The following is a 13,302-nucleotide window of genomic DNA, read 5'->3' on the forward strand; positions in this document are numbered from 1 at the left end:
AAGTAAAATAAGCGGGGGCTCAGAGGAGATTGTCGCGCAGGTAGGCGGTCAGCTCTTCGGCCATTCTCGCCGCCTGGGCTCTGGAGGGATGATAGTCGGCGCCATAGCCCAGCTCGCCTGTCTGTTCCGACATGTCGAAGCGGTAGATCTGCTTTTCGGGATCGGCAAGGCGGTCAAGCGCGCCTTTGACATCGGCCAGGGCCTGCCCTCGGAGCATCGAGCCGGTCAGCAGCACTATTTTTGCCTGCGGATGGAGCATACGCAGGTGAGTCAGGAACTTGCGGTAGGCCAGTTCGAAGCGGTCGATGTCATAATTGTCAAGCGAAGTGTCGTTGGTGCCGAGATTGATGCAGATGATGTCAGGGTGAAACGACGAGTGGTTCCAGTAGTGTTCCGGATTGTAGATGAGAGTGCGGTCATATTCCACGGGCATTCTCTGCTCCGGAGTACCCTCGCGGGGTCCGCCGAAGGAGCGGTACATTCCGATGCCTGATCGCGCCACCACATTGAAGTCGGCGTTGAGCGCGCGGGCCGTCAGATAGGCATAGCCGAGAGTATGGTTCTCGGTGTCATAGCTGAAACCCACGGAGGGGTCAGTCTCTTCGGTGCCGTAGCCGCAGGTGATCGAGTTGCCGATGAATTCCATCTTGAGCGCCGGGCGTTCGGGGGGCGGGAGCAGGCGGGCTCCTTCGCCGCTGATGGTGAATCCGCGGAATTCGGGATTCTTCTCATAGCCTTCTATGGCGTAGGCCACTCTCAGCGAGTGGGGGCCTGCGGGGAGTGAGTCAGCGAGGGTGATGAGCGAGTCGGAGGGAGTGAAGTTGATCTTGAACGGTTCTCCGCCGTCAATCTCGACCATGAACTGACCGCTGCCGGGGCTTGCGGCCATAGCCACTGCCGAGCCTTCGAAGTTGAACATTGCTGTGGTGCCGGGCCAGGTGAACTTAGGCGCGAGCGAGTCGGCCCAGAGGATGCGGCCCATATAGAGGATGGAAGGGTCTGAAGGCTTCACATCCAAACGGCGCGCACCCCCGCATGCTTCGGTCAGGAGCACAAGCAGGAGTGCGGCGCAAACGTCAGTCAATCTGCGTGAGAGAGGCATGATGTTGTGTGATGCGTATGTGTGTGGGTATGTGGTTGAGGATCAGTCCTCTTCCTTCATGTTGTGGAACACGTTCTGGACATCCTCGTCCTCTTCGATCTTTTCGAGGAGTTTCTCGATGGCGGCGCGCTGTTCGGCGGTAACTTCCTTGAGATCGTTGGGGATGCGCTCGAACTCTGAAGAGATGATCTCGAAGCCGTTGTCTTCAAGATATTTCTGGATGTTGGAGTATTCTTCAAACGCACCGTAGAGTATCACCTGCTCTTCGCCGCTTTCGTCATCGGTGATATCTTCGAGTTCGTCTACACCGTAGTCGATGAGTTCAAGTTCGAGATCTTCGAGCGAGACTCCGTCTTTGGGTTTGATCTTGAATACGCTCTTGTGGTCGAAGAGGAAGGTCAGCGAACCCTGGGTGCCGAGGCTGCCGCCGTGTTTGGTGAAGTATGAGCGGACGTTGGCCACGGTACGGGTGTTGTTGTCAGTAGCGGCTTCGACAAAGATGGCGATGCCGTGGGGGCCGTATCCTTCGTAGGTGATTTCCTTGTAATCGCCTGCGTCTTTGTCAGTTGCTTTCTTGATGGCGCGTTCTACGGTGTCCTTTGGCATGTTTGCTGCCTTGGCGTTCTGCATGAGTGCGCGCAGACGGGGGTTGGTGGAGGGATCTGGACCGCCTGCTTTGGCGGCGATGGTGATTTCCTTGCCTATGCGGGTAAATGTGCGCGACATGTTACCCCAACGTTTGAGCTTACGTGCTTTGCGGTATTCAAATGCTCTTCCCATTGCTGTTATGAGATTTTTATGAGAGTTATGAGATTTCTGTGTGGTTGTTTTGAGTGGAATTTCGGATTTTTATCGGAGTTCGGCGCCGAGTTTCTTGGTGAGGTTGGTGATCACCTTGTTCATCACGGCTTCGATCTGCTTGTCCTGGAGGGTCTTTTCATCGTCCTGGAGGGTGATGGCGATGGCATATGATTTCTTGCCTTCGGGGAGGTTTTTGCCTTCATAGACATCGAAGAGACTCACGTCTTTGAGCAGACGGCGTTCGCTCTCGCGCACTGTGGCCTCTACCTGCTCCATGCTGACGCTCTTGTCGAGAAGCAGTGCGAGGTCGCGCTTGACGGGCATGGTGCGCGCCAGGGGGGAGTAGCTGACTTTCTTGCGGATCGAGAGGTTGACCAGCGCATGCCAGTCGAGCTCGCAGTAGACCACCTGCTGCTTGATGTCCATCGAGGCGGCTATCTTCTTCGAGAGGATGCCGAGGGTGCCGAGGACCTTGCCTGAGCGGGTGGCTATGTCGAGACCGGCGGCATAGAGGCCTGAGGTGCCTGCCGAAAGTCTGATCTCGGCGGGATTGATGCCGAGGCGGGCGAAGATGTTGGCAACCACGGCTTTCAGGTCGTAGACCGTGGCTTCCTCTTCCTTGCGGGCCCAGTTGCCCGGACGGAGGGCGCCGGTCATCCACAGTGCCAGACGCGAGCTTTCGCTGTAGGGGGCGAGCACTCGGTCGGCGGTCGATTCGGCGGCGGGGTTGAAGAAGTAGACGTTGCCGAACTCAAACATGCGCAGGTCAGCCATCTTGCGGTTGATGTTGTGGCTGAGCGATTCGAGGCCTCCGAAGAGGAGTGTCTGGCGCATTACGCTGAGGTCGTTGCTCAGAGGGTTGAGGAGCTTGACGCAGTGGTCGGCGGGATAGCCGGGCAGTTCATTATAGTAGGACTCGGCTGTGAGCGAGTTGTTGAGAATCTCGTTGAAGCCTTCGGCGCAGAGCTGTTCGCTGATGAGGTTGCGCAGGGCGTTGTCGCGGTCCTCAAAGGTCTGCGATGAGAGTGCCGAGCGGACGCTGTCGCTGATCTCCACGTTGTTGTAGCCGTAGATGCGGAGCACATCCTCGACCACGTCACACGGACGGGTCACGTCCACACGATAGGTGGGCACTTCCATCTTCACTTCCTTGTCTGTGACCTCCAAGAGGTTCATTTCGAGGCTCTTGAGGATGGAGACCACGGTCTCGGCGGGGATTTCCTTGCCAACGAGCGAGTTGAGATAGTCGAATCTGAGGTCGACGCGGGCGGGTTCGATCACCGAGGGATAGACGTCGGTCAGCGGGCCGCAGATCTCGCCTCCGGCAAGCTCCTTGACCATCAGGGCGGCCAGGCGGAGCACGTAGAGAGTGTTGTTGGGATCCACGCCACGTTCGAAGCGGAACGAGGAGTCGGTGTTGAGTCCGTGGCGGCGTGCGGTCTTGCGCACGGAGGTCGGGTTGAAGTAGGCGCTTTCAAGGAAAACGTCGGTGGTGGCTTCGGTCACGCCTGAGTCGAGTCCGCCGAACACTCCGGCTATGCACATCGGCACCTCGGAGTTGCAGATCATCAGATCGCGTGAATCAAGAGTGTGTTCCACTCCGTCGAGGGTCACGAATTTCTCTCCCTCGCGGGCGTTTTTGACCACGATCTCTCCGCCGGCAATTTTGGCCACGTCGAAGCAGTGGAGCGGCTGGCCGATGCCGTGGAGCAGGTAGTTTGTGATGTCGACAATGTTGTTGATCGGACGCAGGCCTATGGTAGAGAGGGCGTCTTTGAGCCATTTGGGCGACTCCTTGACGGTGACACCGCGGACTGTCACGCCGGTGTAGCGCGGGCAGGCCTGGGTGTCTTCCACATTCACGCTCACTCCGCCTTCGGCGTTGTCAAGCTCGAAAGCATCCACTGCGGGGCGGCGGAGTTCCGAGGCCTGTGTGTGGGCCGCCATCCAGGCCGAGAGGTCGCGGGCCACGCCGTAGTGCGAGGCGGCATCGATGCGGTTGGGGGTGAGGTCCACTTCAAGGAGCCAGTCGGAACTGAGTCCGTAATATTCTGCGGCTGGTGTTCCGGGCTTCACATCGTCGGTGATTACGATGATGCCGTCGTGCGACGATCCGACACCGATCTCGTCTTCGGCACAGATCATGCCGAACGATTCCACGCCGCGGATTTTCGATTTCTTGATGGCGAATTCCTTGTCGCCGTCATAGAGGGTTGTGCCTACAGTGGCCACCACAACGGTCTGTCCGGCAGCCACATTGGGCGCGCCGCAGACAATCTGGGTCTCGGCTCCGTCGCCGAGATCAACGGTGGTGATGTGGAGATGGTCGCTGTTGGGATGCTCGACGCAGGTCAGCACTTTGCCGATGACAATGCCGCGGAGACCTCCGCGTATCGACTCTACTTCCTCTACCGATCCGGTCTCAAGGCCTATGGAGGTGAGGGCGGCGGCGAGTTCGTCGGGGGTCAGACTGAAATCGAGATATTTTTTTAGCCAGTTATATGATATGTTCATGATCAGTATTCCGGTTATTATGATCAGTGTTAATGATTGGGACATGCAAAGTTACAACAAAATCCCGAAATCCCAAGAAAAATCACGCAAGCATACAGCAAACCGCCCCTCCCCCGCACACGTCAATCCGTTCCCCGGATGGGGGATGACACGGGCGTGATGGTAAATCGGTGTCCGTCAGGGCGGTGATTCCGGATGGTGCAGGGGTTGGCGGGTGTCCGGCAGGACACCGATTTAATAGTAGCCCCCGACACCGCAGCGCACAGCGCGCAGGTGTCGGGGGTACGATGTTTTTAAGTTTTGTTGATGTCCGGCTGAGGACATCGATTTACCGTCACGCCTTGCGGATCGGCTTTGTGACGAGGGAATATCACTTACGCTTTACCACTCGCTGTGCATCCCAATGCATCGGATCGGCATACCATTCCTTGGTGTCGCCCTTGAGCCATGACTCGAAGTTGAAATAAACTTCATGGATTCCGCATTCCTCCATAGGCCAGCACCAGGAAGATTCAAGACAAAGCATTTCGGGCGATACCACCACCTGATCCTGCTTGTCGAACGACGAGGGCGGGGTCACCTTGTGGAAATGCGACTCATCATTCAGAAGCTCCACATCGAAGCGGCTGATAGCGGTCTGGATATAGTTCAGCGAATTGCTCGGATTGACGAGGATATAGAATCCGCCCATGCCTTTGACATCGTTCTGCGTCCAGGAGGGACGGTCCTGATACTCATCGGTCAGCGACCATTCGCCGTCTACCATAAATGACAGCGGAGTGCCGGAGGCCGAGGCTACGGGTTCTTTGACGTTGATCGGACTGCGGTAATATCCGCCGAGCCATCTGTGGAGTTCCGGACCGATGTTGTAGTGTCCGAGACCGAGTTCCTGACCGTTGCCATCGCCCTGATCATCGGTGATTGTGCCGTTAAACATCACGTAGATCGGCAATGTACCGCCTGCGGCGAGGGGTTCAACGGTGATGCGGGTCTTTTTGGCTCCGTTTTCCTCACCATCGACAATGGTTGTGGCGCTGACGGCAAACACGGCATCGTTGAAGTCCCAGTCATAGGTACCCGCCAAGTCCTCCGCGGCAATCAGCCACTGGTAAGGGTCAGGATTGTCTTTGTCATTAACATCAGGAATATCCTGATGTATTTCTGATGAGATGAAGAACATCATATCATTCAAGTCATGCACATCTACACCATAATCCTCAAAGCCAAGAACGCGATATGTTCCGGTTGGAGCTTTATACATGTATGTTGCGCCAAACACATTGGAGCCGCCAATTTCAGGATTGTATTTTGCTTCTGAATAGAAGCGGCGATATTGGTCTTTTTTAGGTAGACCGGTTTCAGGATCCAAGGGCAACCGCACAATATCAACATTGTCAATCGACGGTTTCGGGATTCCTTGGTCTCCCATATACCATGCACGAATATACATGCCGAATTTGGTGCCTGGAGCTATACTGACATGGATTCCACGAGATTTCCAGCCTTTGACTTCTTTGTTTGAAGGATGGCTGTCTTGTTCATCTCCAGGATATTTCCAGTCATTCAACGGACCCATTGACAGCTTGACTATGTTGACATGTGTCTCATCCTTTGCTTCGACCTCTATGCCGGAGACGAATATTTTTCTTTCTTTTGCAGGGTCAAAATGAGAGTCTTTTATAAGATAATCAATATCAAAATACTCTGAAAACGGATGTCCGCTGAAATAATATCGATGCTGTTCCTGAAGTTTGAGGATATACCGTCTTTTGAAAATATACCAGTCTTCATCCTGGAAGTCAAGAAAACTTGTCAGTCCGTTATTGTTAAAGTCAGCCGGTTTTAATTCCTGATTGTTTAATGGCACAGAGGCATCAAGCGGTCTGGATTCATCAATCAAAGGTATATTGTCTTTAGCAGGGACATAATCCTCGGCATAAGGATCTTCCAGCGTATATATCAGATTGCCTTTGGTGCCATCTATCGGAAAAATTTTATTGGTATAAAACGGAATGTGGACCATTTCATTTTTCTCTTCATCAATATAATAGATGCCAAGGGTATTGTAGCTGGCTGTACACCAGTAAACAGGATAAATCGTAAAGTCTCCGTTTGCGACAAAACTGAAATTTTGAGTCACCTTTCCGATATTGTCCACTCCTTCCGGCAAATAGTCTTTGAAGGCCATTACACCTTCATCGGTAAGGCGACGGTAGTCCACTCTGGAGATCTCAACGACATTGTCTTTTTTCTCCCATATGGCACGGCCTGTTGTATTTGCGCGGACAGTTCCGCCCAACGGCGCCTTTATGAGACGTCCGTCTATTTCGACAATGACTTCTTTGACTGATTTCGGTACGTCGAAAGTCAGTGGCGTTGTGCCGGAAAGCTTATGGCCTTCGGCAAACAGATAGCGCTTGCCGTTGATGTCGGCATAAACTTTAACATCTGTCGGCCGTGTGGTTACAACATTAATTCCTGAATGTGTTGCGGAGTTGAGATCGCGGTCGGGATCAATGACTCCGAATTTCTTAATGAATTCACGGGCATAGAGCTCACTTTTGGGGATAGTGATCTCGTCGGTTGTACATGCTGTGAGCAGTGCGCCCGCAATGGAAGCGCCTACTAATAAGTTGCTTAAACGCATAGTGTGGTCTGTAAAGGTCTCAGTTTGAAGTAAAAAATGAGAAGAAGATAGTTAAGGCTAAAGTTAAGCTATACAATCTATGCGCAAAGATAATAATTTTATACTAAATCAAAGCAAACGCCAATGATTATTAACAATTGTTAATGCGATAGACACCCGTCTGTCAATCCGCAAGATAGGCCGGAATCCCACAATAAGGGGGATGAAATGGCGGGTAGGATAAAATGGAGTGACGGCCAAGGCGTGATGGTAAATCGGTGTCCGACCGGACACCGATTTAATAGTAGCCCCCGACACCGCAGCGCAATGCGCGCAGATGTCGGGGGAAAAGATGATTACAAAAATGTCGTGTCCGACAGGACACGGATTTACCGTTCCGGAGGGATGCCACTGGATGGCGTACCCGATCGGGGCTGAGATCAGATCATGCTGATGCCGAGATAGACCATGTGGGCTACGATGGCGGCAACGATTCCGCCGATGGTATGGGCGAGGATAGCCTTGGGGGTCAGTTCGCGGTAGCCGAGCGAGTCAAGCATAGCGGTATGAGTGCTGAGATAGCCGCTCCAGCACATGCCAATGGCCGTGAAAACCGCTATCGCATTGCCGTCGATCCACCCCTGGGCTGCGAAATTGGGCACGAGGCTCAGCGCCGCCCCTACGGCACCGAGAGCCGTGATGGGGAAGGCCACAAGATGCGGGTCGCTGAAGCCGAAGAGCCATTCGAACACGAAATTGATCTTCGAGGCAAGCCAGGGCAGGAGCTCTATGCCCTCATAGGCCGCGCCGGTATATCCGCTCTCCGAAGCCCCGAAGGTCAGGATCATCACCAGTGTAGAGATGATCAGCACGCCTGGAATGATGGCGATGCCGACATCAACACCTGTGCGCCCGCCGTCGAGCAGCGAATTGAGTGTGCGGATGAAGACCGACTTGGTCTCCACCTTCTCCTCTTCCTCAAGCTTGCCGGCCTCCTTGACAACCGCATCTTCCACGGCAAACGAGGGGTAGGCCTTGATGACGAAATACTGCATGAGGCGAGTCGACACGATGCAGCCGCAGAAGGCACCGAAAAGGCCGATGACCGGCTCGATGTAGTAGCCCTGCCCGACCATGAACACCATGACCAGCAGCCCCATCCCGAAAGCGGTTCCGAAGTTGGTCAGCGAGATGTATTGGAATTTCTTGAAATAGCGGCAGAAACGGCGGTCCTGCGAGAGGGAGATGATGGCGGGGTTGTCGCTCAGGAATGTCATGGTGGCTCCGAGGGCAGCCACGCCTGGCAGATTGAAGAGCGGGCGCATCAGAGGGCGCAGGATGTTTTCAAGCAGTTTGACCACTCCGAACTCCACAAACAGACGGCCTATGGCTCCGGTGACCACACAGATGCCCATGAGGTAGAACACAGTGTTGAGCAGCAGGTCATGGGCCGTGTGCATGATAGTGTTGAGCATGTTGGGGAGGCCCATGATCGACCCTACATACCAGAACAGGGCGAAGACCACTGCAAGGCAGGGCACTCCGGTTGGAATCAGGCGCCACAGCGAGAATGAGCGTGCCGGGGCCGGGTTTTCGGTTTTTTCCATGATGATGATTTGAATAGGTGTCAGGCAGTGAGGGCGCAATCTACAACGCTCTTACCGCATAGGATTCAAGGTTTGCTATATCTATATATATAATAAGGTGGTAAAAACGTGAACGGGGAGGAGTTTCAGCGGCGCAGCGAGAGGATGTGCATGTTCCATTTTACGCCGAAGTCCACAAGCATGGTCTTGTTCTGCATCACATCGGCACTGTTGCCGTTGCTGCCCCATGAGTAGAAGAGGTTTGCATGGAGCCTGAGAGTGTGGCGGCCGTCGGCCAGGGGAAAGAACTCAACGCCGGCGCCGGCCATCTTCATCTCCGTTCCGGGGCTCACGCAGAGGTCGGCATCGCTGTGGGTGCGGTTGACATCGTAGGTCATCTTACCGAACACTTTCCACTTGGCCGTCGGGGCATAGGCAAGCTCGCCCATCACCGACATGTCGCGCAGGAAGAAAGTCTGGCCGGCAGCCGCACGGTTCATCAGGTCGAGCTCAAGCGCGACTTTACCGAAACTGAACCTGTTGCCGAGCGCCAGATAGCTGATGTAGCGGTCAGGGGCATACTCCAGAAGGTTGGCCGACCAGATGGCCTCGAAAAAGCCGTGACGGCCGTTCCACATGAGGTTGTAGGCATACATGTCGCGGTTTTCAGGCGTGTAAAAGGGGCTTTCGCAGAGCTGAAACGTCAGTTTGTCAGCCGCCGAAGGCCTGAAGCTGACCGATCCGCCTATCTGATAGCAGGGCACATTGTTCCAGAACACCGAGCAGCCGTAGAGGTCGATCGGCGCGCGGTCATACTCCCAGCCGCCTATGGCCACCACCTGCTTTCCGCCGGCCACAGACCAGCGTCCGAAATCGTAATTGAGGTAGACCCAGTCAGTGGCATCGAAAAACGACGCATCTTTGTGGGGCTTGTTGAGACGCTGACGCCAGGAGTAGCTCAGTCCGTCGGTGATATTTCCGTCAAGGCGGAAATTGATGTATTTGCCCTCGAAACCGGTGTTGTCTTTGACGGTGTGGCCGTCAAGCCAGTCATGCTGATAGTCAAGCCTCACTTCGGCCTGAAGTTTCACGAGGGGGTCGCCTGCCGGCTCGTCGGCACGCGCGAAAGCGGCTGCGGCAAGGCACAAAATCAGAAATGTCTTTCTCATGGTTGTGTTTAGGTGGTATTTAATCTAAGTTTGGCAAAGATAAGTTAAAATTTGCTATGGCAATGAAATTTTCGTTTATTTTTTCATCCGGCGGTGGAATTTTGCTATAGGGGATGGTAAATATGTGTCATTTTTGATCACATTTGAAGCATGTGACATGATTGCACCTTCTGAATACATGACATATCCCTGCCAATGGCGCGGGCATACTAAATTTGCATCGTATCACACAACAAAACCCAATTCAACAACCCAAAATCTTATTGATCCATGATTAAAAATCTACTTGCTCTTTTTCTGCTTATATCAAGCGTGGCATCTGTTTGCGCCACAACCGTTGTACTCTGGCAGTCCGACTCTCCTGAAGGAGTGTCAGTCAGGTGGGACGCCGCAGGCCCAACCATCAGCGCCGAACAGTGTGCCGACTTTACCGGCGGCGGCAAAATCGAAGTCAGCGTTGCCAGCTGCAACAGCGGCGCTATCCTGTTGCTGACCAAAGGAGACTGGAACGGCGATCTCTGCCCCGCAGTCTACCCCGACAATCTTACAATGCCTGCTACCGTCACATTTTCTCTGACATCCGCCCAGGCAAAAAGCGCCAGGGAACTCGGATTTATCCCCTTCGGCGACGGCTACAATATCTCGCGCATAAGCTATGTGCCATCTGAAACGGAAGTTGATCCGGATGCTATCTGGTTCGGCTCGGAAGATTGCCGCAGCGAATGGAAAAACATCGATCTGTCTGCTCCGCTTTTTGCCGATGCCAAAGCCGGTGACAAACTGGTGTTCGTAACTTCCGACCGCGGACCGGAAGTCATCATGCAGCCCATCATCGGAAACTGGGGCGGCATTGTACTCAATTCCGTCGACAACCCTGAACTATTCACCACCGAAGGAGATCTTATCTCGATCACCCTCACCGACCAGTGGGCCGACAAGCTCAAGGAAAAAGGATTTGTGCTTCAGGCCTACGGAGTGGTGATCAATGAAATCAGGCTTGTGACACCCGGCGGCGGCGACACCACTTCGATCGTCGGCATCGGCGCTGACAGCAATGACGCGCCTGTTGAATATTTCAATCTCAACGGTCTGCGTGTCGAGAATCCCTCAAACGGCATCTTCATCCGCCGCCAGGGAGATAAAGTAACCAAAGTGGCGCTCTGAGCGCTGTGCTGAATACTGATTTCAACTCACAATAGTAACAACTCTGTCAGAACAATAATAGTTAAACACTTGAATAAATACAATTTTTAAGGTAAGCAAACTTAAACTAATCAAATAAGGTAAATTAATTGTATCAGCGGGAATTTCATTTTTCGATGGCTCTGGATTTGAATCCGGGGCCATTTTTCAATGCTGTGATCAATTAGAGGGTGTTTCATAACAATAGTTAAAATCTGAGCGAAAGATTTGAGATGGATATGGCTCTGAATTGAAGGAGCATAGCGAGCTATGTGACTGAAATGAAGAGCCATAGCCGCTCAAAGCTTTCGGAGGCGATTGTATTGTTTTTTTGTAAATAGTATATTCCATTTGTGAAAATTTTTAAGTTACCTGAGCCTTGGTGTCTCTTTTGCTAAATTGTTGAAGCTCGTCAGTCGCATAGCTCGCTATGCTTCTTCCTCCCTTGCAACAATTTATCTAAAAGATACACCACTCAGATTTTAGCTCTTGTTATGAAACACCCTCTTAGGGTTGATCCGCCCGTTAACATGTTTAAACGAGATTGATATTTCGATTGTTATATTTATTGATTAACTTTGGGACTCCGTTTCGGAGCTCCCGCAGACACGGCTGCATCCCGCCCTTCCGGCAAGCCCTCACGGATTCATCAATTCACTATCAATCAGGAGTATGAAAAAACTTACCCTCATCGCCGCATCGTTAGTCCTGCTCTGCGTGCTCGCTTCCGCAGCAACCCGCAGCAAGAAAAACGAGATTTCGCGCAATCTTGACATATTCAACGCACTCTACAAGGAACTCCAGACTTTCTACGTCGACTCCATCGACGCCGAGAAGTCCATCAACACAGCCATAGTGGCAATGCTCGACGACATCGACCCCTACACCGAATATTTCTCAGCCAAAGACCAGGACGCATTCCGCACCATGACCACCGGCGAGTATGGCGGTATCGGGTCAGTCATCCAGCAGAACGAGGAGGGCGTGATCATTGCCGAGCCTTACGAGGGAAGTCCCGCCCAGAAAGCAGGTCTGCGCCCCGGTGACCTATTCCTGACAATCGACGGCGACTCGGTGCTCGGATGGACATCGGCCCGCGTCAGCGACAAGCTAAAAGGCCAGAGCGGATCGACTCTGAAACTGGTGATGAAGCGCCCCTGGACCGCCGACTCCATCAAGACCTTCGAATTCAAGCGCGCCAAGATCCAGATTCCGCCCGTGCCCTACGTCGGCATGGTGCGCCCCGGAGTGGGCTACATCGGGCTCAACACTTTCTCTGAAAAAAGCTTCCCCGAAGTCCGCGCCGGAGTGGAGAAACTGATCAAGGAAGGCGCCAAAGGTCTGATTCTCGACCTCCGAGGCAACGGCGGCGGCCTCGTCGAGAGCGCCGTGGAGATTCTCGGCCTCTTCCTGCCCAAAGGCACCGCCGTGCTGACCACCCGCGGCAAAGGTGTGCTCAACGAGAAGGTCTACAAGACAAGCATCAACCCCATCGACACCAAAATACCCCTCGCCGTGCTTGTTGACGGCAATTCGGCCTCGGCATCGGAGATTGTCTCCGGCGCGCTCCAGGATCTTGACCGCGCGGTGATCATCGGCAACCGCTCCTACGGCAAAGGCCTCGTGCAGAGCACCCGCGAGCTTCCCTATGACGGCTTGCTGAAAGTGACCGTGGCTAAATACTACATCCCCTCCGGACGCCTCATCCAGGCCATCGACTATTCCCGCCGCAACCCTGACGGATCTGTGGCAAGAATCCCTGACAGCCTGACCAGCGTGTTCAAGACAGCCGGCGGACGCGAGGTGCGCGACGGCGGTGGCATAACCCCCGACATCAAGATCGAATATCCCGAAGTGAACCGCCTGACCTTCAACGTGGTCCGCGACAACTGGGCCTTCAACTTCGCCAACAAGTATGCCGCCACCCATGACACTATTGCCCCGCCGGAGACCTTCGAGGTCACAGACGAGATCTACAGCGAGTTCAAGAACTTCATCGACCCCGCAAAATTCAACTATGACAAAGTCTGCGAGAATGCCGTCAAGCAGCTGCGTGAGATAGCAACCGCCGAAGGATATATGAACGACTCGATCGCCGCGCAGTTTGACGTGCTCGCCACCATGCTCCGCCACGACCTGGGCCGCGATCTCGACATCAACCGCAAGAATCTCACCCCCTACATAGCCGGCGAGCTCCTCAGCCGTTACTATTTCAACCGCGGCGAGGTCATCTACTCGCTGCGCGACGACCAGGCCGTCGACTCGGCCGCAGCCGTGCTGACCACCCCGCGCTTCAGCGAGATCTTAGGTAAAAAGAAATAG

The 13,302-nt window shown here is 53.9% G+C and carries 8 protein-coding genes; 2 read left to right on the forward strand and 6 right to left on the reverse strand.

What is annotated here, in order from left to right:
* Nucleotides 1-19: 19 nt before the first annotated feature.
* From FDZ78_RS07375 to FDZ78_RS07400, 6 genes are all read right to left on the reverse strand, one after another.
* Nucleotides 20-1,102, reverse strand: a complete 1,083-nt coding sequence (locus tag FDZ78_RS07375) for an SGNH/GDSL hydrolase family protein (RefSeq protein ID WP_136408320.1) — start codon at nt 1,100-1,102, stop codon at nt 20-22.
* A 42-nt stretch (nt 1,103-1,144) separates the two neighbouring features.
* Nucleotides 1,145-1,882, reverse strand: coding sequence for a YebC/PmpR family DNA-binding transcriptional regulator (locus tag FDZ78_RS07380; RefSeq protein ID WP_107031082.1), 738 nt, complete (start codon nt 1,880-1,882; stop codon nt 1,145-1,147).
* 69 nt (nt 1,883-1,951) lie between these two features.
* A complete protein-coding gene (gene pheT / locus FDZ78_RS07385; RefSeq protein ID WP_136408321.1) occupies nt 1,952-4,417 on the reverse strand; it encodes a phenylalanine--tRNA ligase subunit beta in 2,466 nt (821 codons plus the stop codon).
* Nucleotides 4,418-4,787: 370 nt separating this feature from the next.
* A complete protein-coding gene (locus FDZ78_RS07390; RefSeq protein WP_136408322.1) occupies nt 4,788-7,064 on the reverse strand; it encodes a hypothetical protein in 2,277 nt (758 codons plus the stop codon).
* Nucleotides 7,065-7,483: 419 nt separating this feature from the next.
* A complete protein-coding gene (locus FDZ78_RS07395; RefSeq protein ID WP_107031085.1) occupies nt 7,484-8,650 on the reverse strand; it encodes a nucleoside recognition domain-containing protein in 1,167 nt (388 codons plus the stop codon).
* A 125-nt stretch (nt 8,651-8,775) separates the two neighbouring features.
* Entirely contained in the window at nt 8,776-9,798 is a 1,023-nt protein-coding gene (locus FDZ78_RS07400) for a porin (protein WP_136408323.1), read from the reverse strand.
* Nucleotides 9,799-10,068: 270 nt separating this feature from the next.
* Here FDZ78_RS07400 and FDZ78_RS07405 point away from each other — a divergent pair, with 270 nt between their 5' ends.
* Nucleotides 10,069-10,962: a hypothetical protein gene (locus tag FDZ78_RS07405; protein ID WP_136408324.1), complete on the forward strand. Its 894-nt coding sequence runs from the start codon at nt 10,069-10,071 to the stop codon at nt 10,960-10,962.
* Between the two features lie 690 nt (nt 10,963-11,652).
* Nucleotides 11,653-13,302 (forward strand): S41 family peptidase, encoded by a 1,650-nt coding sequence (locus tag FDZ78_RS07410; RefSeq protein ID WP_136408325.1) that lies wholly within the window; start codon nt 11,653-11,655, stop codon nt 13,300-13,302.

It is taken from the genome of Duncaniella sp. B8 (assembly GCF_005304985.1).
Taxonomy (GTDB): Bacteria; Bacteroidota; Bacteroidia; order Bacteroidales; family Muribaculaceae; genus Duncaniella; species Duncaniella muris.